The sequence below is a fragment of the Mycobacterium senriense genome, assembly GCF_019668465.1.
GTDB lineage: Bacteria > Actinomycetota > Actinomycetes > Mycobacteriales > Mycobacteriaceae > Mycobacterium > Mycobacterium senriense.
The window spans coordinates 4,107,350-4,132,907 of the sequence record NZ_AP024828.1 but is presented as its reverse complement, the minus strand read 5'-3'; the positions used below and the strand labels follow the sequence as shown (position 1 = coordinate 4,132,907).

At 66.2% G+C, this 25,558-nt stretch carries 22 protein-coding genes, 1 tRNA gene and 1 pseudogene; 7 read left to right on the top strand and 17 right to left on the bottom strand.

Annotated elements, in window-relative coordinates:
* Positions 1-59 precede the first annotated feature (59 nt).
* From MTY59_RS19565 to MTY59_RS19555, 3 genes are read left to right on the top strand one after another with little or no spacing between them, the layout of a single operon-like run.
* Complete coding sequence (locus MTY59_RS19565; RefSeq protein ID WP_221046537.1) at positions 60-1,142, top strand: YncE family protein; 1,083 nt, start codon at positions 60-62, stop codon at positions 1,140-1,142.
* Positions 1,139-1,408, top strand: a complete 270-nt coding sequence (locus tag MTY59_RS19560) for a DUF5703 family protein (protein ID WP_221042611.1) — start codon at positions 1,139-1,141, stop codon at positions 1,406-1,408. Before MTY59_RS19565 ends, MTY59_RS19560 begins: the two co-directional genes overlap by 4 nt.
* A gap of 32 nt (positions 1,409-1,440) precedes the next feature.
* Positions 1,441-2,511, top strand: coding sequence for a quinone-dependent dihydroorotate dehydrogenase (locus tag MTY59_RS19555; protein ID WP_221042610.1), 1,071 nt, complete (start codon positions 1,441-1,443; stop codon positions 2,509-2,511).
* Between the two features lies 1 nt (position 2,512).
* Here MTY59_RS19555 and MTY59_RS19550 read toward each other — a convergent pair whose 3' ends face one another.
* From MTY59_RS19550 to MTY59_RS19540, 3 genes are all read right to left on the bottom strand, one after another.
* Positions 2,513-3,874, bottom strand: coding sequence for an HNH endonuclease signature motif containing protein (locus tag MTY59_RS19550; protein ID WP_221042609.1), 1,362 nt, complete (start codon positions 3,872-3,874; stop codon positions 2,513-2,515).
* Positions 3,875-3,996: 122 nt separating this feature from the next.
* Complete coding sequence (locus MTY59_RS19545; RefSeq protein WP_066873491.1) at positions 3,997-4,527, bottom strand: YbhB/YbcL family Raf kinase inhibitor-like protein; 531 nt, start codon at positions 4,525-4,527, stop codon at positions 3,997-3,999.
* Positions 4,528-4,563: 36 nt separating this feature from the next.
* Positions 4,564-5,919: a M20/M25/M40 family metallo-hydrolase gene (locus MTY59_RS19540; RefSeq protein WP_221042608.1), complete on the bottom strand. Its 1,356-nt coding sequence runs from the start codon at positions 5,917-5,919 to the stop codon at positions 4,564-4,566.
* A gap of 130 nt (positions 5,920-6,049) precedes the next feature.
* Here MTY59_RS19540 and MTY59_RS19535 point away from each other — a divergent pair.
* A tRNA-Leu gene (locus MTY59_RS19535) sits at positions 6,050-6,135 on the top strand.
* A 404-nt stretch (positions 6,136-6,539) separates the two neighbouring features.
* On the opposite strand, the gene MTY59_RS19530 is transcribed toward MTY59_RS19535, so the two are convergent.
* Positions 6,540-7,139: a hypothetical protein gene (locus MTY59_RS19530; RefSeq protein ID WP_221042607.1), complete on the bottom strand. Its 600-nt coding sequence runs from the start codon at positions 7,137-7,139 to the stop codon at positions 6,540-6,542.
* A 398-nt stretch (positions 7,140-7,537) separates the two neighbouring features.
* Between MTY59_RS19530 and MTY59_RS19525 the strand changes: the two genes are divergently transcribed.
* Complete coding sequence (locus MTY59_RS19525) at positions 7,538-10,093, top strand: NACHT domain-containing protein (protein ID WP_221042606.1); 2,556 nt, start codon at positions 7,538-7,540, stop codon at positions 10,091-10,093.
* Between the two features lie 66 nt (positions 10,094-10,159).
* Complete coding sequence (locus tag MTY59_RS19520; RefSeq protein WP_221042605.1) at positions 10,160-11,209, top strand: hypothetical protein; 1,050 nt, start codon at positions 10,160-10,162, stop codon at positions 11,207-11,209.
* Between the two features lie 1,284 nt (positions 11,210-12,493).
* On the opposite strand, the gene MTY59_RS19515 is transcribed toward MTY59_RS19520, so the two are convergent.
* Together MTY59_RS19515 and MTY59_RS19510 are read right to left on the bottom strand one after the other, a co-directional pair.
* On the bottom strand, positions 12,494-13,114 hold the full coding sequence (locus MTY59_RS19515; RefSeq protein WP_221042604.1) for a DUF429 domain-containing protein: 621 nt from the start codon (positions 13,112-13,114) through the stop codon (positions 12,494-12,496).
* Between the two features lie 360 nt (positions 13,115-13,474).
* Positions 13,475-13,681 carry a hypothetical protein gene (locus tag MTY59_RS19510; RefSeq protein ID WP_221042603.1) on the bottom strand — a complete coding sequence of 69 codons (207 nt, stop codon included), beginning with the start codon at positions 13,679-13,681 and terminating at the stop codon, positions 13,475-13,477.
* Positions 13,682-13,794: 113 nt separating this feature from the next.
* On the opposite strand from MTY59_RS19510, the pseudogene MTY59_RS19505 reads away from it, so the two are divergent.
* Positions 13,795-14,472, top strand: a pseudogene (locus MTY59_RS19505) (phosphoribosyltransferase); the annotation flags it as partial.
* A gap of 23 nt (positions 14,473-14,495) precedes the next feature.
* On the opposite strand, the gene MTY59_RS19500 reads toward MTY59_RS19505, so the two are convergent.
* The 11 genes from MTY59_RS19500 to ftsW form a co-directional block, all read right to left on the bottom strand.
* Positions 14,496-14,831 (bottom strand): phage holin family protein, encoded by a 336-nt coding sequence (locus tag MTY59_RS19500; protein WP_221042601.1) that lies wholly within the window; start codon positions 14,829-14,831, stop codon positions 14,496-14,498.
* 91 nt (positions 14,832-14,922) lie between these two features.
* Positions 14,923-15,720: a DivIVA-like cell division protein Wag31 gene (wag31, locus tag MTY59_RS19495; RefSeq protein WP_221042600.1), complete on the bottom strand. Its 798-nt coding sequence runs from the start codon at positions 15,718-15,720 to the stop codon at positions 14,923-14,925.
* Positions 15,721-16,006: 286 nt separating this feature from the next.
* Positions 16,007-16,297 (bottom strand): YggT family protein, encoded by a 291-nt coding sequence (locus tag MTY59_RS19490; RefSeq protein ID WP_007770770.1) that lies wholly within the window; start codon positions 16,295-16,297, stop codon positions 16,007-16,009.
* A gap of 156 nt (positions 16,298-16,453) precedes the next feature.
* Positions 16,454-17,101: a cell division protein SepF gene (locus MTY59_RS19485; RefSeq protein WP_221042599.1), complete on the bottom strand. Its 648-nt coding sequence runs from the start codon at positions 17,099-17,101 to the stop codon at positions 16,454-16,456.
* A gap of 66 nt (positions 17,102-17,167) precedes the next feature.
* Positions 17,168-17,944, bottom strand: a complete 777-nt coding sequence (locus MTY59_RS19480) for a YggS family pyridoxal phosphate-dependent enzyme (protein WP_221042598.1) — start codon at positions 17,942-17,944, stop codon at positions 17,168-17,170.
* Positions 17,945-17,949: 5 nt separating this feature from the next.
* Entirely contained in the window at positions 17,950-18,657 is a 708-nt protein-coding gene (pgeF, locus tag MTY59_RS19475) for a peptidoglycan editing factor PgeF (RefSeq protein WP_221042597.1), read from the bottom strand.
* Between the two features lie 79 nt (positions 18,658-18,736).
* Complete coding sequence (ftsZ, locus tag MTY59_RS19470; RefSeq protein ID WP_221046536.1) at positions 18,737-19,897, bottom strand: cell division protein FtsZ; 1,161 nt, start codon at positions 19,895-19,897, stop codon at positions 18,737-18,739.
* A gap of 271 nt (positions 19,898-20,168) precedes the next feature.
* Positions 20,169-21,167 carry a cell division protein FtsQ/DivIB gene (locus MTY59_RS19465; protein ID WP_250160603.1) on the bottom strand — a complete coding sequence of 333 codons (999 nt, stop codon included), beginning with the start codon at positions 21,165-21,167 and terminating at the stop codon, positions 20,169-20,171.
* Positions 21,164-22,648 (bottom strand): UDP-N-acetylmuramate--L-alanine ligase, encoded by a 1,485-nt coding sequence (murC, locus tag MTY59_RS19460; protein WP_221042596.1) that lies wholly within the window; start codon positions 22,646-22,648, stop codon positions 21,164-21,166. Before murC ends, MTY59_RS19465 begins: the two co-directional genes overlap by 4 nt.
* On the bottom strand, positions 22,645-23,871 hold the full coding sequence (gene murG, locus MTY59_RS19455; RefSeq protein ID WP_221042595.1) for an undecaprenyldiphospho-muramoylpentapeptide beta-N-acetylglucosaminyltransferase: 1,227 nt from the start codon (positions 23,869-23,871) through the stop codon (positions 22,645-22,647). The genes murC and murG overlap by 4 nt, the downstream gene beginning before the upstream one ends.
* Positions 23,868-25,556 (bottom strand): putative lipid II flippase FtsW, encoded by a 1,689-nt coding sequence (ftsW, locus tag MTY59_RS19450; protein ID WP_221042594.1) that lies wholly within the window; start codon positions 25,554-25,556, stop codon positions 23,868-23,870. Before ftsW ends, murG begins: the two co-directional genes overlap by 4 nt.
* Between the last annotated feature and the right edge of the window lie 2 nt (positions 25,557-25,558).

Genomic DNA, 25,558 nt, shown 5'->3' with positions numbered 1-25,558 from the left:
TGGATGCGAAAGCGTTCCTTAGAATTTGTGTTCCACCGCCGAACCACGAGGGAAAAGAATTGCTGTCACGGCATCTCCGCCACAAGCTGGCAGTTCAAGGCCGTGCATTGGGGCTCGCGGTTTTGCTGAGCGCGGTAGCCGGATGTTCGTCGAATCCGCTCGACACGGCGCCTCGCACCATCGAACCGGCGCGCGCCGCCGTGTCACCGCCGGCGTCGCAGCAGCCGGCCGGGGCGGTGCGGCCGCTGGCCGCTCGCGCCGCGGCGGCGGTCTTCGACGGCGGCACCCATCAGCTGGCGGTCCTGACGCCGGGCGACGACCCGGCCGCGCCCGCCAGCATCACCGTGTTCGGCGATCCGCAGGCCCCGCCGCGGGTCGTGGAGCTGCCGGGACCGGCGACCGCGTTGGTAGACGACGGCCACGGAACCGCCTACTTGGCCGCCCGCGGCGGATACCTCACGGTCGAGCTGTCCACCGGTCGAGTGACCCAAGTAGCCGTCGCCGACGCCATCCAGACCGAATTCACTGCGGTGGCACAGCGTGCCGACGGCAGGCTGGTGCTGGGCAGCGCCGACGGCGCCGTCTACACCTTTGCTTCTCCAACACCGGCCTCCCAGGCGCCGGGCACCGGCACCACTGCGACCGCCACCAGCCGGAACAAGATATTCGCCCGCGTCGATTCGCTTGCCACACAAGGCAATACGACAGTGGTGCTGGACCGTGGGCAGACGTCGGTGACGACGATCGACGCGGACGGCCATGCCCAGCAGGCGCTGCGCGCGGGCCGGGGCGCCACCACGATGGCCGCCGATCCGGCGGGCCGGGTGTTGGTGGCCGATACCCGCGGCGGCCAGCTGCTGGTGTACGGCGTGGACCCGCTGATCCTGCGTCAGGCCTACCCGGTTCCGCAGGCGCCGTACGGCCTGGCCGCCTCCCGCGCGTTAGCCTGGGTTTCGCAGACCGTTTCCAATATCGTCATTGGTTACGATCTATCAACCGGAATTCCCGTCGAAAAGGTGCGTTACCCGACCGTGCAGCAACCGAATTCACTGGCCTTCGACGAAGCGTCAGACACCTTGTATGTGGTGTCGGGTTCCGGTGCGGGAGTTCAGGTCATCGAGCACGCGGCGGGTACGCGTTGACCGCCGCGCGGCGCAGCCGCCTACCCGCGGGCTGGGACACCGAGATGTCCGACGAATACGAATGGGCGCCGTTGCGCCTGCCACCGGAAGTGACCAGGATCAGCGCGTCCACCCGGTTGTCGATCGAGGCCGAATACCGCGGCTGGGAGTTGACCAGGGTGCGGCTCTACACCGACGGCAGCAGACGAGTGCTGTTGCGCCGCAAGAAATCTCGTTCGGACAGTGCCGGATCCGAGGGGCGACGGCCCGACCAGCCGGAACTGTGACGCCCGCCCAGCCACGCCAAGGCGGACACCGGATGTACGGCCTGCTGCGCCAACTGTTTTTCGTAATCCCGCCGGAGCGGATCCACACGCTGGTGTTCGCCTTGCTGCGTGGTGTCACCGCGATCGGGTGGACGCGGCGGATGCTGCACCGGCTCCTGGCTCCGACGGATCCGGCGCTGGCCAGCACGGTGTTCGGGGTGCGCTTCCCCGGCCCGCTGGGGCTGGCTGCCGGCTTCGACAAGGACGGCCTCGGCCTGCTCACCTGGGGCGCGCTGGGCTTCGGGCACGCCGAGGTTGGGACGGTCACCGCCAACCCGCAACCCGGCAATCCCACCCCGCGCATGTTCCGGCTGCCGGCCGACCGGGCGTTGCTGAATCGGATGGGCTTCAACAATCTCGGTGCCGGCGCGCTCGCGATGCGGCTCTCGCGGCAGCGGCCCGACGTGCCGATCGGGGTCAACATCGGCAAAACGAAGGTGACGCCGGCCGAGGAGGCCGTCGACGACTACCGGGCGAGCGCGCGGCTGGTCGGCCCGCTGGCGTCCTACCTGGTGGTCAATGTCAGCTCGCCGAACACGCCCGGGCTGCGTGATCTGCAGGCGGTCGAGTCGCTGCGGCCCATCCTGTCGGCCGTGCTCGCCGAGACGTCCACACCGGTGCTGGTGAAGATCGCACCGGACCTTTCCGATCCCGACGTGGACGAGATCGCGGACCTTGCAGTCGAACTGGGGCTGGCCGGCATCGTCGCCACCAACACCACCGTGTCGCGACAGGGCCTGCACACACCGGGGGTCGACGAGCTGGGGCCGGGTGGCATCTCCGGTCCGCCGGTGGCGCGCCGCGCCGTCGAGGTGCTGCGCAGACTGTACGGCCGTGTCGGCGACCGCCTGGTGCTGATCAGCGTCGGGGGCATCGAGACCGCGGACGACGCGTGGGAGCGGATCACCGCGGGCGCATCGCTGCTGCAGGGCTATACGGGCTTCATCTACGGAGGAGGCCTGTGGGCCAAGCAGATTCACCAGGGCATCGCGCAGCGGCTGCATGACGGCGGCTTTGCTTCGCTCGGTGACGCTGTCGGCTCGGCGGCCCGCACACCGGAGTAGCTCAGGCCGCGCCGTCTTCTTCCTCACGCAGCAGATCCTCGGGGTGGTGGAAGGTGTTGGTGCGGGGTTGCCCGCGATCGAGGTGCGGCGGCGGTATCCATTCGGTATCGCCGTTGGCGCGTTTTCGGGTGGTCCAGCCCTTCTCGAGAAGCCGGTGGTGGGGTCCGCAGGCCATCGCGAGTTGGTCGATGTCGGTGCGGTACGTCCTGGCCCAATCTTCGACGTGATGGATCTCGCAGTAATAGCCGGACACGTCGCAACCAGGATGCGTACACCCACGGTCCTTGGCGTACAAGACAATTCGTTGACCGAGCGAGGCGAGGCGCTTGGTGTGGTACAGCGCCAACGCCTTGCCCTTGTCGAAGATCGCCAGGTAATGGTGGGCATGCCGGGCCAGGCGGATGACGTCCGACATCGGCAGGATGGTGCCGCCGCCGGTCAATCCCTTCCCGGCAGCGGCTTCAAGCTCTGTGAGCGTGGTGGTTACGACGATGCTGGCCGGTAATCCCTTGTGCTGACCTAAGTCTCCGCTGGCCAGCATCGCTCGCAGCGCGGCGTTGAGCCCGTCGTGGTTGCGCTGACCCGGGGTGCGGGTGTCGCGCTGCACCGCCTCTTCCGAAGGGGCGCCGTCCACGACCGGCGTGTCATCGTCGGGGTTGCACATGCCGGGGGCGGCGAGCTTGGCCAGCACCGCCTCCCAGCTGGCTCTGGCTTCGGGTGTCAGCCATCCACTCAGGCGCGACATGCCGTCGGCCTGCTGACTGCCGAGCACCAGCCCACGCCGCCGAGCCCGGTCCTCGTCGCTGTAGCTGCCGTCGGGATTGAGGCATTCCATCAGGCGGCGGGCCAGCTTCGCGAGCTGATCGGGGCGAAACTGAGTAGCCTTGGCCGCCAGGTGCTTTTCGGCGTGCACACAGGTCTCCAGGTCGACGGACTCGGGCAGCTGGCGGAAAAGCCGCCGGATCACCGCGACGTGGTCGGCGCCGATGGTGCCGTCGCGCTGGGCCGACGCCGTGGCGGGTAGCACCGGCGCCAATGACTCACCGGTAAGCGCCCGGCGCGGGCCCAGATCGGCGGCCTCGGCGATCCGGCGGCCGGCCTCGGCCCGGCTGATGTGCAGCCGGTCCGCCAACACCCAGGACAGCTTGCCGCCCAACTCCGCGGAATCCCCTTGCTCGCCAAGCTGATTGATGAGCTGATGGCTTGGCGTTTGAAGCCGGCGCCCCTCGCATTCGAGTATCTCCAGCATCTGCAACCGCTCCGGGTTGGTCAGCGCATCATACGAGTGTCCACGGAAGCGAGAGACGACGGCGCGCAATGCGTCAACGTCGTGCTGAAGCTCCTCGCGAGTAACCGAACGCATGTTCGAATGCTACTGCCGTCCACCGACAAAACTCGCCATGATGAGAGCACCGGGACCAAAGTGGCGCAAGTGATTTCGGGGCCCGGGGCGGGACTTATTTTCAGGCCGCCTAGGCCCCCGCCCTACTTCTGCTCGTAGGTGGCGTGGATGACCGCCCGCGCGATGGCGTGCTGGAACAGGTTGAATCCAAGGAAGGCCGGGCTGGCGTCCTCGGGAAGATCCAGCTTCTCGGTGTCCACGGCGTGCACGGCGATGTAGTACCGGTGTGGGCCGTGACCCGCCGGCGGCGCAGCCCCGATGTAGCGACGCTGCCCCGCGTCGTTCACGAGCGTCAGCGCATCCCCGGGCAGATTGCTGCCATCGCCGGCGCCCGCGGGCAGCTCGGTGACGTCGGCCGGCAGGTTGGCCACAGCCCAGTGCCAGAACCCGGAGGCCGTCGGGGCGTCGGGGTCGTAGACGGTGACGGCGAAGCTGCGCGTCTCGTCCGGGAATCCCGACCAGCTCAGCTGAGGGCTGACGTCTTCACCGCCCGCACCCATGATTCCGCTGACTTGTGGCTTGGCCAGCGGCTGGCCATCGGTAACCGATTGCGAGGTCAGCGTGAAGGTCGGCAGCTTCGGCAACGATGCGTACGGGTCAGGAGCAGTGCTCATGGCGGTCCTCTCGTGTGATCGGCTTGCGTTTGTCGTCTAGCAGTGGGTCAGGAAGTGGGCCAGCACGTCGGTGCCGAACCGTAGCGCATCGATGGGTACCCGCTCATCGACACCGTGGAACAGCGCGGTGAAATCCAGGTCCGGCGGCAACCGCAGCGGACTGAATCCGAAACAGCGAATACCCAAGCGCGCGAACGACTTCGCGTCGGTACCACCGGAAAGCATATACGGCACGGTGCGCGCGCCCGGGTCGTGCGCCAGCACCGCCTCGTTCATGGCATCGACCAGGTCGCCGTCGAAACTCGTCTCATACGACGAGAAGTCCTTGATCCACTCGCGCGTCACGTCCGGCCCGAGCAGCTGGTCGATCTCGGCCTCGAACGCCTCCTTGCGCCCCGGCAGGATCCGGCAGTCCACCACCGCCTCGGCGATGGCCGGCACGACGTTGGCCTTATAACCGGCCTTGAGCATGGTGGGGTTCGCGGTGTCGTGCAGCACCGCCTTGAGCATGCGGGCCATCGGGCCCAGCTTTTCGATAACCCCACGCAGGTCCCCCGATTCGGTGTCGAAGGTGAGCCCGGTCTCCTCGCTGACGGCGGCCAGGAACTGCGCGACGGTGTCGGTCAGCACGAGCGGAAACTCGTGGCGGCCCAGGCGGGCGACGGCCTCGGCGACGGCGGTGACGGCGTTCCGGTCGTGCACCATCGACCCGTGTCCGGCCGGGCCGCGGGCGGTGAGCTTCATCCAGGACAGCCCCTTCTCCGCCGTCTCGATCAGGTAGAGCCGACGTTCTCCCCCGTCCTTGCACGGCACCGTCAGTGAAAATCCGCCCACCTCACCGATCGCCTCGGTGACCCCGGTGAAAAGCTCCGGCCGGTGATCGACGAGCCACCGGGCTCCGTAGGTCCCGCCGTGTTCTTCGTCGGCGATGAACGCGAAAACCAGGTCGCGCGGCGGCACGATGCCCGCGCGCTTCAACTGGCGGGCCACCACGATCATCATGCCGACCATGTCCTTCATGTCGATCGCGCCGCGGCCCCAGACGAAGCCGTCTTTGATCGCGCCGGAGAACGGGTGCACGCTCCACTCCGTCGGCTCGGCCGGCACCACGTCGAGATGCCCGTGCATCAGCAACGCGCCGCGCGACCTGTCGGCGCCCGGCAGGCGGACGAACACATTGCCGCGACCCGGGGCGCCGGATTCGACATACTGCGGCGCGTAGCCGACCTCGGCGAGCTGCTCGGCGATCCACTGCGCGCAGTCGGCCTCGCCCTTGGTGGTCTCCGGTTCGCCGGTGTTGGTGGTGTCGAACCGGATCAACTTGCTGACTACCTCGACCACGTCGTCGCTCCAGTTGGCCGGCACCTCGGTCGCCCCGCTCTGAATGGTCACAACCACCTTTCCTACCACTGCCCGGACCGGACGGCTCGATGCCGATCATCGAGACGTCGCGAGGAGCTGGATTGGGTTCGCGACGCGCGATCCGATAGCCTTAGCTGCCAACCCATGCTGGTTTGGCCTTGTCCGAGTGGCGGAATGGCAGACGCGCTAGCTTGAGGTGCTAGTGCCCTACTAATGGGCGTGGGGGTTCAAGTCCCCCCTCGGACACAATTTCTTAGCTACACAGATATCAAACCTGCTCTGACATCAGGTGTAACGGATTTTCTTTCTTTTGCTGATTGCCCTCCGCCGCCGCAGTGGACCTTGGCCGGATTGGGCGAGAGCCAGGTGGGACGTGTGGCGGTCGATGCCGGCACGCGTGTGACTGCCGTGAGCCCGACCGGCAGTATGCACTGAATACAGTCGGGCTCGTGGTGCCAGCATTTGAAGAGGGTGCGAAAGTCGGTCTGTTCGCCTAACTGAGGTTGCGCCAAAAGCAGATGGGCACGATCTGGAGCGCCCGGCAGGATATGCGCCTCCGCTCCATTGAAACCGCACCTCAGTCTACCGAATCTGCCCCGATGACCTGCCTACAGCAGTACCGCGACCCTCTAGAGGACGGTAGTGGCATTTCAATGCGCGTCAAGCCGGGGATAGTCCCAGACCTCCCAGCCGGTCGCGTCGAATCGGAGTACGACGCTAGCGACGATGATCCAGAGAACGTCTAACTCCCGAGGTAACCGTATTGGACGCGTCGGTTTGAATCGGTGTCCCAACTCTTTCGCGACGCTGGACTCGGATACAGCAAAATCATCGGCTACTAGAACCCCGTGACGCTCGCCGTCTTCGCTGGTGAACGATCTTCGGAGCTTCGCGCTGTATTCACTGCTTAGCCAGTCTTGGACCTCGGAAGCAAAGATATCGGGATTGCCAATCGCCGAACGTTCCGAAGACACGCCCAGCAAGATCACGCCGGGCCCCCATGCGCCGGAGTTGTCGACACTGGCCCACCCCCGACCAATCAGGCCAGAGAGCCGAGCCCGCAGATTCTCGTTGGCCGGGGACCAAAGTGCACCGTAGTTAGTGTCGTAGATTTCCTGGCTCTCTAGCTCCTTGAGCACCTTCCCCAAGCGCTTCAACAACCTCGCGCCGCCGGGCGGATTGAAGCTGGGAACTCCGGCTGCCTTCGCCGCCAGGTCCTCGGAGAGGTTCATCGCGCTGAACAAGACCATCCACGTCCTCGTTAGTCCATCGATGGGGTGGCATGTCTTGTTGTCCGATTCGACACGGCTATTCAAGCGCCGCATCTCTTCCGTCGTCAGCTCCTTTACTTCGAAGACGCGTTCTGGGCTAGCGCTCCGATAGTCAGGTGTCGCGCCGCTGCTTGGCGGTACACGTTCTAACGGTTGGCCAAGAATTCGCTCTAGCGCATGACGAGCCCGCCACTCACTTGGCCGCTCGGGCTCTACCTGAGGCGAGGGCACTTCGAAAGACTATCCGGCACGGGCTGACCACGGCTGCGTCTTAATACAACAGGAGAGCACGTCCGTGTCGGTCCGCTTCTGTGAGAGCCAACCTCGTTACAGTTGGGGCTTCGCGGGAATGACCTAGAGGAGACGTCCTCCAACCAATGAGCGGTGTCGACGCTGCTGGCGGGTTTGCGTACCAGCATGCACAGGCTATTCAACTCGCACTTGGGCTGGCGCAAGACCTGAGTTTGGACAGAATTCGAGTTGAGGCTGAGAACGACGTCATCGATGCAGAAGTCTGGTCTGTCTCAGACGAATTGATCGAAGGCTTTCAATTTAAGCGGCGCAACGACAAAGACACTTGGGGCCAACAGGAGCTCATCGACGAACTCGCGGACTGGTCAGATCTCGCGCAGCAGCATCCCGCCGCGAGGTACCACTTCGTCACGGATGGCAGATTGGGGCCAACTGGACGAAACGTCCGTGATGCCCTGCAAAAGGCGGCTAGCGGCGACATGCACGCCATAACCAGCCTGATATCAGAAAAGGCTAAGCGGGCAGTCGATACGGAGCCGATGCGTCGTGCGTCTATCGCCGTCGACGATGCGCCATACCCTGTGTTGATCGCCAGGGCTGAACAGCAGGCCAAGTCACTGCTAACTAACGTCACTGGCGAAGCTGAAGCCGAGGAGCGCGGCCGCTGGGTAGTGCTTGAGTTGTTGAACGCCGTAACTGACCGGAGCGGACGAGGCGACCCGGACGAACGCGTCATCAAACGAGAAGAGGTCTTACAGCTTCTTTCCACGCCTCAGGAACACATACCGTCGAAGTCCTGGGGTGATGATCTCAAGGCGGAGTTCCACGCGTCCGTGTTGGTTCAAATGGCCGAGCAGTCCGTTGTCCTCCGGTGCAGAATCGACCCCCTTTCTACAGGCGGTGCCCCGACGCAGGGCGCGGATCCCAAGTTTCTTGAGGATTGGATTGACTCACGCGGTGTATGCCTCTTGGGCGGCGAGTCGGGCAGCGGAAAGTCGACGGTGCTCCTCGCTGCCCAGCGTCGTGCTGCGCAGGTCGGAAGGACTGTGATTGTTGCTCACGCTGAGGATTACATACCTGGCCGTCTGTCAGCATTGATTGCCGGCGGTATAAATCTCCATGGGTACATCGGGGCTCACCCAGCGGTAGGGACCTCAGCGCTCGCCGATCCCGAGGTGATCATTGCCATCGACGGCGTATCCGAGGTACCGCATGCCGAGAGGGAAGAACTCGAAAAGGAACTCCGTCAATTTCTAGGCGCAAACCCCAGAGCAACACTGGTTTTGGCAGGGCGTGAGACAACAACGATGCGCTCTGTTCTGAACCGCAACACACCTTCGACTGATCTTGTCGTCATGCCCCTCTCCGAGGACGAGCGTCAGCGACTTGTGGAGATCTATTACAAGTGCGAATCGGAAGTCGCACTCGGACTTGCGCGAGAGGCGTATCACAAGTTGCAAGGCGTCGCCAAGAATCCCCTGATGTTGCTCTTGGGTGTGCGAGCGATCCTTCTGCAAGGGGATGCAGCCAATCCCGCCCGAGTCTTCGAAACGGTGATTCGATCAATCGCAGACGATTGCGGTTACGCCGACGCCAGTGTCTACGAGATAGGCCTTGGAATGGCTTATAACAAGCTCCTCGATGAAGAGCGGCGCTACTGCAACACCTTCGCGTGGGGCAAGCTGCTGAAAGATGTGGCCAAAGAGCTTGAAGATGAAGGCTATTCAGTCTCTGGCCCCGCGCTCCGAGAGTTTGGCTCCGAGACGGGGCTCGTGAAAGTAGCTCAGAATGACAGTGTCAGATCCGTTCACGATTCATTTGCCGACTATCTAGCCGCTGCGGCAGTGAGCAATTCGATGGCGAGCCTTCCCGACCACCTCGGCGAGCAGGATCGCTCTCGATGTAGATTCCTGGCCCAGCTTTCGGGCGTTGATTCGTCACTGGCAGAGTTGCTTTCGCGCGACCTTCCAATGACAGCGGTCAACGTTGCACCCATTGAGGGGCGGGTACCTGAGGAACGTTGGCACGAAGAGACGCAACGCTACGTCGACGAGTTCCTTCCCGCCTCGGAGCCGAGACCGAGGGTCGCCTACTGGGTGGACAGTGCGGGACGCCGGGTGGTCACTGTCGATGGGTCCTTTGAGGGCTGGTGGGAAGACTCTGGTCCGGACGGCGGAAACAGCATGTCGGGCTGGTCCTTTCCCCTTACCGACGGCCAGGGACCGCTTTTTGTAGCCGTGCAGATCTGGCGTCGGTACCTTGACAGGCTTCTGACCCCACCGGCGCTCTCGGGGGTTGCAGCCCCGCAAAGCTTCGAGGAATCCAGAGAAATCCTGGTGAACCACGCGGATCTGCTTCACGACCGCATGAATGAGCTTGTGTCACTCGTAGGCATATCCGGCCCCGAAGCAGATTCTTTCAACGAGCTCACCGACACGAAACTGCAGTTCATATTGTCCGATAGCGAGAGCGTTACTGACGAGCGTGAACGGAGCGTGTGGTTCCGCGATTCTCCGATTCCAACCGATGGAGACCGGGTCCTGGTGGGTAGCAAGCCGACGGACGAGGTATGGACAAGCTGGGGACGAGTGGACTCATTCGTGTCTACAGGACCGCTTCAAAGTGCAGCCCGAAAGGTCCGGACAGCGATCAACCGGGCCGTCGGACGGACTTGGCTGTAAGACGGGTCTTACCCGGGGGGCAGCGAAGGTCGAGACGTGTAGATCGCCGAATCGAGAGGTGTAGAGGTGACAACCGAAGACATCTGGCCAGCAGTGGAACATCTTGCGGAAGTATGGGGAACCAGCGAGCTCGTACAAAAGTTTTTGCAGCAGCATCCGGACCGCACAGACGACACCGGTAGCGTTACCGAAGGGCTGCGGAACATCCAGGCCGGTTCGACGCTCCTTACGAAGATGCCACTGGTCACAGCCATGTGGGAGCCACTGGCAGTGCAGCTACCGATGGTGCAACTAACCCCCGAACTGCGCGCATATCTGCGCTTCATAGCTCCCTTAGGCCATGCGGTTGAGTCTACTGTGGGATGGGTCCGAAGCCGGCTCCCGCTGTACCCGCGAATCCCGGTTCCACAGTTTGCATCAAGAGGCTTCCGGCGGAGTGAAGAACTGGGACAACGGCTTTCGTGGCGACAGCAGGTTCTAAACTCTGGGCTGAATCACGAATCCGCCCCTCCCGGTGTTGCCCTAATACTCGGGATTGACCAGACCACGATTCAATCGTCCTCTGACGACGTTCTCCGTGCAATATCGAGTTCGGCAGAATGGCAACGATATTCGAGTGTTGTAGATGCTCTCACGGACGAGGACATTGCGATTCTGAACGCTGCGCGGAACCGTGTCGGTGTCCTTCTGAATCCCAAGAAGGTCGACGAGTACGAACCAGAGCAAATGGAACGACGGCACTCGTTTCGAAGGGAGCAAGTAGCCGCAGTTCTAAGCGAACTGCAAAATCGCCCAAAGGAATTAGCGGATGCCTTCGATGAAATCGACACCCTTATTGATCAGGCTTTGGTTAACGTGCATGGCCAGCTAGTCGTAGTGGGGCGTCCACGCACAGTTGTGCCGACCGATCTTGAAGTCGACGGTAAGGAAGTGAGTTTCAAATACGAAGGGGATGATGCGCCCGGAGTAGGTGGCCTGCTGCGCCTGGACGATCCCCTCGTTCCGGAGGTGGTGCTCACGGACGGAATGGGGTTCGGCTTCAACCAAACTGAGGGAAGCTGGCTCAGGTTCACCGGATTGCGGCTACCGGGAACGCAAAACGCTTTCTTAACCTAGGTGAACTTAGGGTCCCGGGGCGCCCGACAACTGGAACCCGAATGATCTGTCAGCGTGCAACACTGCCTCCTGTTATGCGCGCTTACAGCGGATTCAAGAAGGGTTTGCCTACGCCTAAAGCGCTTCTGCACGTGCCGCTCAAACCTGAAGGCTCCCTTGCCGTTGGCGACGGCGATGTAACGATAGCTCAGGTGATCGCGGAAGTAGTTCCGAGTCAGGTATCCGGTGAGAGAACACCATCTCCGATCTCCTTCTGCTGCGCTTCAGAAAGGCGAGGTATCACGAATCGGTCACAGATATACGTGCAAAATTGATAGCCGCTGCTTCGGCCAAATGCATGCGAATTCAGGGGCTTTCAAAGGCCTTTGGCCTTCGGCGGCCGGTCGGATGACTCGGCGTCGGAGGTCATCGCACGTCCCGATATGCCGACATAGATGAAACAATTCTGCTCCCAGATTGTATACACTCCTGCGGCCACCCTCGCCACCAACGGCTCGGGCCAATGCGAAAAACAATGTGCGGGATCAGATTCAAGCGCTGACAGCAGTTGATCTTCGGGCATCAGAACGCTTGCTCCAGCTTGTCGGGCGCAACCCATTGGGCCCGCGTCCCGCTCATAGACACCTGGTCGAAGGCACGCTTAAGCGTCGCTGCTCGAGATCCGGGCGAATCATTGATCTGCTCCATCAGCATTGGTCGCGACGGGTGATGGCTGCTGATCAGATATTCATTGCGGACATTGAGTCGCTCGACGCAACAACGGTGCGGTGGCCGGTCGGACTTCTCATGCCAGCCGTTACAACGAGTACAAGATAGGACCAGGTTGCAGACGCCAACCACTGCCGCACCGCCCACGAAGGATCCCACCGACCAGGGAAAGACAGGCCTGGATCGTTCGAGGATCATGACTTTCTAAGGGATCAGATGCGCCGTGACGCTGAGGGTGCCAGACGAAGAGTCACTTCTCCCTCCGATCCATTCGGCGTAGCGAGGTCGGTGGGTCGGCCGGGTCCCTCGCCAACCAGCCGAACTGGCTGAGTTGTTGCTCTGCGGCGGTGTCGCCGAGCCTTGCGTCGCGCAGCAGGCGAGACGTCAACTTCGCGTCATGCCCCGGTAGAAAGTGCCGCGATACCGGGACCCCGCATCCGCACCCACACAGGCGTGAGGGCGAGCCGGGTGTCCCGTTGACGGAGCCGGTTCTCGTCCTACTCCTACCACTCATCACCGGGGCGCCACCGATTGGCTCAAATGGAAGGTTCGACATAACGCCCGTCAGCGGACGCGTCAAGGGCGCCGCCGGCAGCGGCGCCACCGGCACGACGATGACGCCTTCGGCGGGGTCGCCGATGGCCGTGAACTGTCCTTCGAGTGCGCGCAGACCCGTGAGCGCCGCCAGCGCAGCGTCGACAGCGTCGATGCTGGGTAGCAACATGTCGTCATGTCATGGGCGCGCAACACCGCCCGGCGGAACGGAATCTTCTGGCCCTTCGGGCACAACGTTCCTGTGAGCAAAGTGGCACTCGCTTCCGGGAACACTTCGAGCGCCCTGCTCCGGATAGGTCCATTGCGGTAGGACGGGTAGCGGTCAGCGATGGCGTCGAAAACGGCAAAACCGGCGCGCATCCAGCGGTAGAAAGCGTGAGCACCCGGATCGGTCGGCGTGCAGAACGCCGTAATGCCCAGTGGTCGCAACGCGCGTTCTGCAGTCCGGCATTTGCCGCTCCGCGCCCACGCCGGTGGCGAGTCGATGCCCACCACGTCCGGCGCGATCCGCACGATGGCTGCGACAACATCTGTCACCGATGCGCGAGCGATTCTCTCGACGATCGCCCGCCGATCATCGAGAGCGACGAGATCAAGCCCCTTGCGCGGTTCCGCAATATCGACCCCAACCGACACGGTCACGACACGAGCCTACGTACCAGCCCCCGTCGACATGCTTGTCGCGGCAAGCGACACCGCGCACAGGGTCAATCCGAGTCGCGCGTTGATCGCACGCTGATACGACCTTGCTGTACTCCCGACGCGCCTGTTCGCGTTCACGCCGGTCACATGCGAAAGCATGTGGCGGCGAGGAGGCGGCGAACGGTATCCGGCGCCAGCGTCCAATGCGTTCATTGCCTCAATTGCAAGATCACAACCCGTGTCGCAGATGGCCAAGTCCCCCCTCGGACACACCACTGAGGCGAGCGAAATGGGCGCTTGCGTTCATTTCCGAGCCGACGGAGTGTGTTGAGCGGCGAAGCCGCGATCACACACCCGTATCTATTGCCGGATATGGCGCTTCGGTGGCGGGTAGACGCCCCTGGCGATGGTCGCCGACAGCCACCCGATCGCCCACCCGCCGCACACCAGCAGGAACGTATGCCGGGACGCGGCGTCGCCCGCCGTGGAAACCACCGCCAAAATGACCGCCCAGACGATCGCGCAGGCGATGCTGTAGGCCGTGTAGGTGCCGTAACGCCCTCTCATCTCGCGGATCCTCTCGATCGTGCTGACTACTGCAGCCAACCCGAACTTTGCCACCGCGGTCGGCCTGACGCACGTAGCCTGAAGAGAAGTCCATCAGCCGGGAGCGGTAACGAATGAACCCATTGAGTGGCTTTGTCCGGCGGACCTCACCGAAGACGTTCGTCGACCGCCGCGAGGCCGGGCGTGCACTGGCGCAGCAACTGGCGGCCTATAGCGGCCGCGACGATGTGCTGGTGTTCGGGCTGGCACGCGGCGGTGTGCCGGTGGCCTGGGAGATCGCCGCCGCCCTGAGGGCGCCGCTCGACGTCTTCCTGGTCCGCAAGCTCGGGGTACCGCAGTGGTCGGAGTTGGCGATGGGCGCGCTGGCCAGCGGCGGTGGCGTGGTGATGAATGAGGACGTGGTGGCCGGCCTTCGCGTCACCGACGAGCAGGTGCGCGAGGTGATCGACAGCGAGACGGCCGAGCTGCTCCGGCGCGAGCACGCCTACCGGGGCGGTCGCCCGATCGCCGACCTGCGCGACCGGATCGTCATCCTGGCCGACGACGGAATCGCAACGGGCGCAAGCATGCTCGCCGCCGTGCGGGCCATCCAGGCCGCCGGGCCGAAATCGATCGTGGTCGCCGTTCCGGTGGGGCCGGAGTCGACCTGCCGGGAGCTGGCGCAGGAGGCCGACGACGTGGTGTGCGCGACCATGCCGCCCGGCTTCGAGGCGGTCGGGCAGGTCTACGACGACTTCCATCAGATCAGTGACGACGAGGTCCGCGAGCTGCTCACCACGCCGACAGTCTGAAGGCGGAACGGGCGCGAAGGACGTTACTTCGCGGGCTCGTCGCCGCGGCCCTCGGCCACGACCTTGGACTCCTCGGTCGGCGCGGTCTCTCCCGTCGTCGCGGGTTCGTCCTCACCTGGGACTTCCTCGGGGTAGTCGACGTAGTCGCCCTCGTCGGCCTGGGCCTCGTCGGCATCCTGGGCTTCGTCACCACCCAGGTCACGCCGCTGGCGTTCGCGCAGCGCGTCCAGGATCAACAGCACCACGCCAACCACGCTGGCGGCGATGCAGACCCAGGCCACCAGCTCGTTGCTCGTGACGACCGCGAACACCAACGCGACGAGCCCGATCAGGGCCAATACCAGCGCAATGATGAGCATCAGTCGTCCTCCAAGCGACGAGCGGGACCGCGGTTTCAAGTCCTAGTGTGCCAACCCCGAAGCCCGGCGAGTGACCGGCACGCCCGGAAGGCTAGTTGTTGCCCCGGTTGAACTGGTCGAAGCTGCCTGCGTCCGCGCTGGAGTCCACCGGTGCCGCGGATCCGCGCTGCCCGAGTTCCTCCAGCTGAGACTCCAGGTAGGTCTTGAGCCGGGTGCGGTATTCGCGCTCGAACGTGCGGAGCTGCTCGAGCCGGCCTTCCAGAACGGTGCGCTGCTGGTTGATGGTGCCCATGATCTCGGAGTGCTTGCGTTCGGCGTCGGCCTGCAGGGCGTCGGCCTTCTCTTGGGCCTGGCGCAGCTGGGTCTCGGAGCGGGTCTGCGCATCCGCGAGCATGGCGTCGGCGCGCTGCCGGGCCTCGGTGACCGTGGTCTCGGCGGTGCTGCGGGCCTCGCTGAGGATCTGGTCGGCGTTGGCGCGGGCGTCGGCCAGCATCTTTTCCGACTCGGTCTTGGCGGTGGAGGTCAGGCGGTCGGCGGTGTCCTGCGCCAGCGTCAGCACCCGAGCGGCCTTCATGGCCTGTTCCTCGTTGTTGGCCGCCGCGGCCGGGGCTGCGGCCGGCGCCGGCTTGACCGGTTCAGGTTCTTGGACGGGAATCGCCTGGGTGGGCGCGGCGGCGGCGGCCGGAGCGGCAGCGCCACCACCGGAGGCCAGTTCGTGGTCCAGCTCTTCGATCCGCTGGCGCAGATCGCTGTTCTCTTCGATGAGCCGGGTCAGCTCGGCTTCCACCAGATCGAGGAAGGCATCCACCTCGTCTTCGTTGTAGCCCCGCTTGCCGATCGGTGGCTTACTGAACGCCACATTGTGGACGTCGGCTGGTGTAAGCGGCATTGTTTCGTCCCCTCAAGTTCCTTCTCGAACGTTCTGGAAAGTGTAGAACGCAGTGGTAGCCGTAGTGCAACTGCCGTCCATCCTGTCACACCAGGCGCGACCGTTGCTGATAAGCCCAATAAATAAGGGCCAATTTCAAACAGTGAGGCCAATAAAATCCGAAACCTTAGAAATTTTAAATCGGCGGAACCAAACCGACGCTAAAACGTGGCCGAACCGTCTCTGGGCCGGAATGGGTTCCACGCCGCCGGGCCGCGCACGGGACAGCGGGCGCGGGATCGGGAAGCTAAGCCGCGGCGCCGAACGCCAGCTGCATGCCGATGAACGCGACGAGCAACAGCACCATGATCGAGAGGTCGAAGCGGACCGCCCCGATGGTGAGTTGCGGGATCAGCCTGCGGAGCAGTTTCACCGGCGGATCGGTGATCGACAGGATGATCTCCAGCACCACCACAGTGATGCCGGTGGGATGCCAGTCCCGGCTGAACGAGCGGATGAACTCGACGACGACCCGAGCGATGAGCAGCAGCCAGAAAATGAATAGCGCAAACCCAAGGATCTGAAAGAACAACACCAACTGAAGTGCCCCGACCTTACCGATGAGATGCCAAGCGCCACGGACCAGCGCGGCGCCTGCCAGCGTACCGACTCCGGGTAAGAGGCCTTATCTCACGTCGCCCCCGGGACCCGCCGACGATCCGGGCCGCCACCGGGAAGCGTGCGGCGGATGCGCCTATTGGTAAGCGTAGAAACCGGTTTCGGCGATCCGGCGGCGTTCCTCCGGGGACACGTCCACGTCGGCGGGCGACAGCAGGAACACCTTGGTCGCGACCTTGTCGAAGGAGCCGCGCAGCGCGAACGCCAGGCCGGCCGCGAAGTCGACGAGCCGCTTGGCGTCGGCATTGTCCATCGACACCAGGTCCATGATGACCGGGGTGCCGTCGCGGAAACGCTCGCCGATGGTGCGAGCCTCGCTGTAGTCCTTCGGGCGCAGCGTGGTGATCTTCGACAGCGGGTGGCCCTCTTCGAACATCATCGCCATCCGGCGCGGGTCCATCGCCAGAGCTCCGCGGGTGGAGTTGCGCAACCACGAGCCGAAGCGCGGGCCGCCGCGTTCACCGCGGTCGAACTCGCGGGGGTGGACGGCGCCGTAGCGGGGCTCGTCGCCGTAGCCGCCGCGGTAGCCGGCGGGCGGCGGCGGGTAGTCGACGGGCTCGCGGCGCGGGTCGTCGTAGTCATCTTGCTCGTAGCGACCGTATCCGTCGTCAAATCGCGGGCGCGGAATACCACGGGACGGCGCGTGGTCGTCGTAATACTCGTCCTCGTAGTCGTCCATTGGGGCCATACCGAAATAGGCCTTGACTTTGTGCAGTGTGCTCATTGCGTTGACCCTTCTAGCCCCTGGGAGTACTGGTGTTAGTGATAAAGCTGTTACTGCAGTGACTACTTACGGTGACGGTAACCGCCGTGGACCCATTAACGCGGTACCGACACGCACACATGTCGAACCGTGTTTGACCGCGATTTCGAAGTCGTTGGACATGCCGGCGGAGAGCCCGACGGCGTTGCGATGCGATTCGAGAACCCGGCGGTGCTCGGATCGGAGCCGGTCAAAGGCCTCATCGGGGTCCGAGTCCAGCGGCGGGATCCCCATCAGCCCGATCAGGTCCAGGTTTTTCGAGTCCTCGACCTGGTCGCACACCTGATCGACGGCCCCCGCCCGGGATATGTCGACGCCGCCGCGCGACTCGTCGCCGTCGAGGCTGACCTGAACGTAGATCCGCATCGGGGCGGTGCGGCGGCCGTCGTTCAGCGCCGCCGCCACGCCCTTGTCGAGCGCGGACACCAGGTGCGCGCTGTCGACGGAGTGCGCGGTATGCGCCCAGCGCGCCACCGACCGCGCCTTGTTCCGCTGGATATGACCCACCATGTGCCAGCGTGGTGTTGCCACATCCGCGCGCCCGGACGCCGCCAGCAATCGGGTGACTTCGGCCACTTTCGCCGTCGCTTCCTGATCCCGTGATTCGCCGATGACGCGACAACCCAATCGGGACAAAGTCACGACATCGGTTGCTGGGAAGTATTTGGTAATCGGCAGAACTTCGATTTCGCCGACATTGCGGCCCGCCGCTTCCGCCGCCGCCGCAAGGCGAGAGCGCACCGACGCCAATGCGTGTGTCAATTCCGATTCGCGGTCTCCCCCGGCAGGTATCTCTACCGCCATCGCGGTCACTCCATCCAGATCAGTGAGGCCAGCCGGCCGGTCGGCGCATCCCGGCGATGACTGAACAGCGCCGCGTCGTCCACCGTGCATCGCGGATCGATATCGATTGCCGTCACGCCCAAATCCGTTAGCTGACAGGCGATTCCGGCGCGCAGGTCGAGTCCGGGGGTTCCCGCGGCGGTGGTGGTCCGGCTGCCCGGCAGGGCCGCCTCGACCTCGTCGGCCATGGCCGCGGGCACTTCGTAATTGCGGCCACTGACCGCCGGGCCCAACAACACCGAAATGTCTTCAGGCCGCGCGCCGAGCTCCAGCATCTTCTCCACCGTGCGGGCCACCACCCCGCGCTGGGCGCCGACCCGGCCGGCGTGCACCGCGGCGGCCACGCCGGCGCGCGCGTCGGCCATCAGCACCGGGACGCAGTCGGCGGTCACCACCGCCAGGGCGAGGCGCGCGGTACGGGTGACCAGCGCGTCGGTGTCGTCGACCGCGGTGTCGCGCGCCCCGTCGACCACCTCCACCCGAACACCGTGGACCTGGTTCATCCACACCACGCGGCCGGCGCGCAACCCGATGGTGGCGGCCAGCCGGGCCCGGTTCTCGGCGACCGCCGCCGGATCGTCCCCGACGTGGTCGCCCAGGTTGAAGGTGTCGAACGGCGGCTTCGATACACCGCCTGCGCGGGTGGTGGTCACCCGCCGGATGCGAACGCTCACGTGACCAGTATCCGGATTCCCCTGTCGGCCAGGCGGCCCCGACGGTCGCGGTCGGGGGTCCAGGGTCACGGGCATGTTCTCAGCGGCGCATGAACGGCGGCACGTCGACGTCATCGTCATCGCCGCCAATATTCAAGGTCGAGCCGTTGGTGTGCACCGGCACGCTCACCGCGTCGACCGGTTCGAACAACGTCGAGGTGAGCTTGCCCGCCTTCGCCGACTCGATCCGGTGCGCCCCGCCCTTTTCCTCTTTATCGGCGGCACTGCCACCGATCACGGGTTTGCGGCCGGCGCCCGCGGCGTCGAAGCCCGCGGCGATGACGGTGACGCGCACCTCGTCACCCAGCGAGTCGTCGATCACGGTGCCGAAGATGATATTGGCGTCCTGGTGGGCGGCGTCCTGCACCAGCGAGGCCGCCTCGTTGATCTCGAACAGGCCCAGGTCGCTGCCTCCGGCGATCGACATCAGCACGCCGTGGGCGCCCTCCATCGAGGCTTCCAGCAGCGGCGAGTTGATGGCGATCTCGGCGGCCTTGAGCGAGCGGCCCTCGCCGCGGGCCGAACCGATACCCATCAGGGCCGTGCCCGCCCCGGACATGATGCCCTTGACGTCGGCGAAGTCCACGTTGATCAGGCCCGGGGTGGTGATCAGGTCGGTGATGCCCTGCACACCGTTGAGCAGCACCTCGTCGGCGCTGCGGAAGGCGTCCATCAGCGATACCGCGGCGTCGCCCATCTGCAGCAGCCGGTCGTTGGGGATCACGATCAGGGTGTCGCAGCTCTCGCGCAGCGACGAGATGCCGGTCTCGGCCTGGTTGCCGCGCCGCTTGCCCTCGAACGAGAACGGCCGGGTGACCACGCCGACGGTCAGCGCTCCGAGCTTGCGCGCGATGCTGGCGACGACGGGCGCCCCGCCGGTGCCGGTACCGCCGCCCTCGCCGGCGGTGACGAACACCATGTCTGCGCCGCGGAGCAGCTCTTCGATCTCGTCCTTGGCGTCCTCGGCGGCCTTGCGGCCGACCTCCGGGTCCGCCCCGGCCCCCAGGCCACGCGTGGACTCGCGCCCCACGTCGAGTTTGACGTCGGCATCGCTCATCAACAGCGCCTGCGCGTCGGTGTTGATCGCGATGAACTCCACGCCTTTGAGGCCTTGTTCGATCATCCGGTTGACGGCGTTGACGCCGCCGCCACCGATACCCACGACCTTGATCACGGCCAGGTAGTTATGCGGGGGGGTCATCATTCGTCTTCCTCCCTGATGGGCTTGGCTCAGCTCTCCCGGCGGTGGGCTCCTCCGGACGTTCGCGGGCCTCCCTGGCAAACCCTCAACCTCAACCATAGAGTTAGAGTTATGTCAAGTAGTTCCGCGCAACCAGAACGGTATGGGTATGGCGCGCCCTAACCCCGCAGGCGCGCCGACACGCGTTCCGCAAATTTTGGGCAATTTTGCCGCGTCGCACGCCGTGCGCGCTGTTGACGGCGCATCGCGCGGCGCGACGTGATGAAGATCGCTACTTGACCGTCGGCAGGTCCGGGCTGGACACGTCGTAGGTCTTGCCGGGCTGGGTCAGCAGTGCCGCCAGCTTCTCGGCCTTCTCGTCGGTGCGGTCGGTGGTCCCCCAGATCACCACCCGGCCGTCGCCGAGCGTCAGGGTGATCGAGGCCACCGACGGGGCGGCGATACGGCCGACCTGGCCTGCGACCTCGGGACGCAGCGCGGTCAGCACCTGCAGGGCGGCCTTGGTCGCCGGGTCGTTCGGCCCGGGATCGGCGACGTCGAGGTACGGCAGCGCCGGCGGCGGCGGCCCGGTCGCGAAGTCCACGCCGTCGCGGTCGAAGAGATGCGGGCCATCGGGAAAGTCCTTGACCGCCACCGGGATTCGCTCAACGATGGTGATCCGCAGCGCCGACGGATACTGGCGCTGCACCCGCGCGCTGGCCACTCGCCGGATCGCCGCCACCCGGTCGGCGACCTGGTTGGTGTTGATCTGCAGCAGCGGCGTCCCGATCCGGACCCGGGCCGCGTCCAGCACCTCGTCCCGGGTCACCACGCCGGTGCCCACGACGACGATGTTGCGGGCCGACATCGCGGGGGTGAAGTAGAGGATCAGGGCCAGCCCGATGCCGACGATCACCAGCAGGATCGTTATCAGCAGCATCTTCAGGCCCCGAACCACGCCCCGCGCAACGGGTTTGGGCTCGTTGGCCAGCCGTCCCCCGGCGCGGCGCTTCGCCTCACGGCGGGCCTCTTCGATGGCGGTGGCCCGGGCCTGCGCGGCGCGGCGCTCGGCCCGCTCCCGGCGGGCGCGCCGGCGGGGCCCCTCGACCTCGGCCTGGTCGGCCTCCTCACCGTCTCCCGCGTCGGCACCCCGGCGGCCCCCACCCGTTCCGGCGGCGAGCGGTTCGGTGACCGCGTTGTCGCCGGCGTCGTCGTCAGCGTCGCCGGCAGGCCGACCCTGCGCCGGTTCGCCCACTGCGTTGGCCGGGACGGGGTGGTCCGGCTCCGTCATCGCAACGCCCCGGGGGCGCCGCGATTGGCGCGCACCCGCAACGCCGTGACGATCTCCGGCCCCAGCAGGGTCACGTCGCCGGCCCCCATGGTGACGATGACGTCGCCGGGCCCGGCGGCGGCCGCCACCTGCTCGGCGGCCGCGGCGAAGTGTGGGAGGTAGCGCACCGGCACGCTGACGTGCTCGGCGACGCTGGCCCCGCTGACACCGGCCAGCGGTTGTTCGCGGGCGCCGTAGACGTCGAGAACGAAAACCTCGTCCGCAGCGTCCAGCGCCTGCCCGAACTCCTCGGCGAAAGCCTTTGTCCGCGAATACAAATGGGGCTGAAACACCGCGATGCTGCGGCCGTCACCGCTCTGTTCGAGCAGGGTGCGGACCGCCGCCAGCGTGGCGACGATCTCCGTGGGGTGGTGGGCGTAGTCGTCGAACACCCGCACCGTGGCCGCGCTGCCGACCAGTTCGAACCGGCGGCGCACGCCCTCGAAGCCGGCCAGGCCGTCCAGCACCGCATCGACCGGGGCGCCGATCTCGATCGCCGCCAGCAGCGCGCCCATCGCGTTGAGCGCCATATGGCGGCCGGGCACCGACAACCGCATCACCCGCGGGTGCTGCTCCGGGTCCAGTTCGGGGGCCAGCTGGATTTGCGCGACGGCCTCGGTGCCCTGTTGTTGCCACGACAACAACGTCGCGGCGAGTTCGTCGCCGGCGCGCGGGGACCCGTCCGGCGCCGCGGATCCGTAGCGCAGCACCCGGATGCCCAGCTCGGCCGTGCGCCGTGCCAGCGCCTCGGCCCCCGGGTCGTCGACGCACACCACCAGCGCCCCGCCGGGCGCCAGCCGCTCCACGAAGGCGTCGAACACCGCGACATAGGCGTCGGCGCTGCCGTAGAAGTCCAGGTGATCGGTCTCGATATTGGTGACCACGGCGACGTTGGGGGTGTACTCCAGCAGCGAGCCGTCGCTTTCGTCGGCCTCCGCGACGAAGCAGTCGCCGCTGCCGTGGTGGGCGTTGGTGCCGGCCTCACCCATCTCGCCGCCGACCGCGAACGACGGGTCGCGCCCGCAATGCTGCAGCGCGACGATCAACATCGACGTCGTCGTCGTCTTGCCGTGCGTGCCGGTGACCATCAGCGTGGTGCGGCCGGCCATCAGCTTGGCCAGCACGGCGGGTCGCAGGATCACCGGGATGCCGCGCCGCCGCGCCTCGACGAGCTCGGGATTGGTCTTCGGGATGGCGGCGTGCGTGGTGATGACCGCGGTGGCACCGCCGGGCAACAGATCCAGCGAGGACGCGTCGTGCCCGATATTGATCTGCGCGCCCCGGGCCCGCAGCGCGTGAATGCCGCGGGACTCCTTGGCATCCGAGCCGGATACCAGGCCGCCGCGGTCGAGCAGGATGCGGGCGATGCCCGACATGCCGGCTCCGCCGATGCCGACCATGTGCACCCGCTGCAGCTCGGGCGGCAGCTGCTCGGTGTTCACCGGGTTCCCCCGGTCCACCGGCCGCTCGGGCGGCCCAGTTGCGCCTTCCTGGCGATGTCCAGTGCCGCCTGGGCGACCTGGCGCGCCGCGTCGGGATGCCCGACCCGCGCGGCGGCGGTGGTCATGGCCGCCAGGCGCGGCGGGTCGCCCACCAGCCCCGCCACTTCCCGGGCCACCAGCTCGGGCGTCAGGTCGGCGTCGGCGACGATCATGCCGCCGCCGGCGTTGACCACCGGCAGGGCGTTGAGCCGCTGCTCGCCGTTGCCGATCGGCAGTGGCACGTAGATGGCCGGCAGGCCCACCGCCGACACCTCGGCGACCGTCATCGCACCGGACCGGCAGATCACCAGGTCGGCGGCCGAATAGGCCAGGTCCATCCGGTCGAGGTAGGGCACCGCCACGTACGGCGGGTCGCCCGGCTGGGGTTCGCGCAGGTCGAGGGTGTTCTTGGGGCCGTGCGCGTGCAGGACGGCCACGCCGGCGGCGGCCAGCCCGGCGGCCGCCCCGGAGACGGCCCGGTTCAGCGAGGCCGCGCCCTGCGAGCCCCCGAACACCAGCAACACCCGGGCGTCGTCGGCGAAACCGAAGTAGCGGCGCGCCTCGTCGCGCAGCGCGGCACGGTCCAGCGAGGTGATTGTCTCGCGCACCGGCACCCCGACCACCTCGGCGCGCGGCAGCCCGCAGTCGGCCACCGCGGACAGCACCCGCTCGGCCGTGCGGGCGCCCACCCGGTTGGCCAGCCCGGCGCTGGCATTGGCCTCGTGGATCACCACCGGGACCCGTGGCTTGCGCGGCGAGACACCGCGAGCGGCCAGGTAGGCCGGCAGCGCCACGTACCCGCCGAAACCGATCACCACGTCGGCGTCGACCGCCCTGAGCACCGCACGGGTTTCCCGGACGGCCCGCCACACCCGCGAGGGCAGCCGGGCCAGGTCGCCGCTGGGCTTGCGCGGCAGCGGCACCGGCGTGATCAGCTCGAGGTCATAGCCGCGCTCGGGCACCAGCCGGGTCTCCAACCCGCGGGCGGTACCCAGCGCGGTGATCCTGACCTGCGGGTCGAGGGCGCTCAGCGCGTCGGCGACGGCCATTGCCGGCTCGACGTGACCGGCGGTTCCCCCGCCGGCGAGCACCACCGACAGTGGCTTAAAAGACGACAACGCGGCACCGGCGGGCGAAGGGTTTACCCCCCGCCCGCCGGTCGGCTTGTTGACCGTGTCGTTCACCCGTAACGCTGACCTTCCAGTGCGCGAGCGCGTCGTGGCTGACGCTGGCCGGCCGCCTGGCTGACGCGGCGCTGGCCAGATCCATGATGCCTCGCGCGTGATCGAGCGGTACCCCCAGTCTGGCGAGCCGGCCGCCCGCCCGTTCGCGGAAGCGCCGGCCGCAGCGGTGCGTCGGCCTTGCGGGGTGCCTTCCGCCCGGAAGCGCCGGCGCCCTTGCGCGGCGGCTCGGCCGACTTCGGGCGGGCACGCTTGCGGTCGCGGAACGCCTCCACGCGCGTCGGTGAGTAGGGCTCAGGCAGCGCCAGCCGCAGTATCCGGTTCACCTTGTCGTCGCGGCCGGCCCGCAGCGCGGCCACCGCCTCGGGTTCGTGACGAGCCGCGTTGGCCATGATGCCGATCATGAATAGCGTTGCCGCGGTTGATGTTCCACCGGCGGAAATGAGCGGCAGCTGAATACCGGTGACCGGGAGGATGCCGATGACGTAGCCGATGTTGATGAAGGCCTGGCCCAGCACCCACATGGTCGTGGTGGCGGTCACCAGCCGCAGGAACGGGTCCGCCGAGCGGCGGGCGATCCGCATACCGGTGTAGGCGAACAGCCCGAACAGCACCAGCAGCGCGAAGGCACCGATGAATCCGAGCTCCTCGCCGATGATCGCGAAGATGAAGTCGTTGTGCGCGTTGGGCAGGTAGTTCCATTTGGCCACGCCCTGGCCCAGGCCGTCGCCGAAGATCCCGCCGTGCGCGAGCGCGAATTTGGCCTGCCGGGCCTGGTAGCCGGTGTCCTGCGGGTCGTTCTCGGGGTTGATCCAGGACCGCACCCGGTCCGACCGGTAGCCGGCCGACATGGCCAGGACGGCGCCGGCGACAAAGACGGCCAGCAACGAGGTGACGAACACGCGCAGCGGCAGGCCCGCGTACCACAGCAGGGCCAGCAGGATGATGCCCAGCGACACCGTCTGCCCGAGGTCGGGCTGCGCCACGATCAGCGCCAGCGCGATCACCGCGGCCGGCACCAGCGGAATCAGCAGTTCGCGCAGGCTCGCCCGCTCCAGGCGACGGGCGGCCAGCATGTGCGCGCCCCAGATGGCGAAGGCGATCTTGGCCAGCTCGGAGGGCTGCATGGAAAAGCCCGCGATCACGAACCACTTGCGAGACCCGTTGGCCAGGTTGCCGATACCGGGAACGAGCACCAGCACCAGCAGGATGACCGTGACGACGTAGCCGGTGAACGCGACGCGGCGGATGAACCGCACCGACATCCGCAACGAGGCGTAGCAGGCGATGAGCCCGATCACGGTCCACAGCACCTGCTTGCCGAAGATCACCCAGGCCGATCCGTCGGCGTCGTAGGACCGCACGCCGGACGCCGAGAGCACCATGATCAGCCCGAGCGTGGTCAGCAGCCCGGCCACGGCGATGATCAGGTGAAACGACGTCATGGGCCGGCCCAGCCAGGCGCCGAACCGGCTGTGCGGACCGCCCTCGTTGGCGACGGCCTTGTCCTTCTTGGCCTTTTGCGGCTTGTCCGCCTTCTTCTCGGCCTTGGCTTCCGCGGACGTGGCTTGCCCGGACTTGGCTTCTTCGGTGGCGTCGGTGGCGTCGTCGGCCGGCCCCGGCTCGGCCGTGGGGGTTTCGGTGGCGTCTTTCCCCCGGCCCAGCAGCCGGGTCAGTGCGTTACCCACGC

Excerpts from the sequence above, each read along its gene's own strand:
- MTY59_RS19555 (WP_221042610.1), top strand. The coding sequence starts at position 1,441 with ATGTACGGCCTGCTGCGCCAACTGTTTTTCGTAATCCCGCCGGAGCGG.
- MTY59_RS19550 (WP_221042609.1), bottom strand. The coding sequence starts at position 3,874 with ATGCGTTCGGTTACTCGCGAGGAGCTTCAGCACGACGTTGACGCATTG.
- MTY59_RS19545 (WP_066873491.1), bottom strand. The coding sequence starts at position 4,527 with ATGAGCACTGCTCCTGACCCGTACGCATCGTTGCCGAAGCTGCCGACC.
- MTY59_RS19530 (WP_221042607.1), bottom strand. The coding sequence starts at position 7,139 with ATGGTCTTGTTCAGCGCGATGAACCTCTCCGAGGACCTGGCGGCGAAG.
- MTY59_RS19525 (WP_221042606.1), top strand. The coding sequence starts at position 7,538 with ATGAGCGGTGTCGACGCTGCTGGCGGGTTTGCGTACCAGCATGCACAG.
- MTY59_RS19510 (WP_221042603.1), bottom strand. The coding sequence starts at position 13,681 with ATGAGAGGGCGTTACGGCACCTACACGGCCTACAGCATCGCCTGCGCG.
- MTY59_RS19500 (WP_221042601.1), bottom strand. The coding sequence starts at position 14,831 with ATGCTCATCATTGCGCTGGTATTGGCCCTGATCGGGCTCGTCGCGTTG.
- wag31 (WP_221042600.1), bottom strand. The coding sequence starts at position 15,720 with ATGCCGCTTACACCAGCCGACGTCCACAATGTGGCGTTCAGTAAGCCA.
- MTY59_RS19485 (WP_221042599.1), bottom strand. The coding sequence starts at position 17,101 with ATGAGCACACTGCACAAAGTCAAGGCCTATTTCGGTATGGCCCCAATG.
- MTY59_RS19480 (WP_221042598.1), bottom strand. The coding sequence starts at position 17,944 with ATGGCGGTAGAGATACCTGCCGGGGGAGACCGCGAATCGGAATTGACA.
- ftsZ (WP_221046536.1), bottom strand. The coding sequence starts at position 19,897 with ATGACCCCCCCGCATAACTACCTGGCCGTGATCAAGGTCGTGGGTATC.
- MTY59_RS19465 (WP_250160603.1), bottom strand. The coding sequence starts at position 21,167 with ATGACGGAGCCGGACCACCCCGTCCCGGCCAACGCAGTGGGCGAACCG.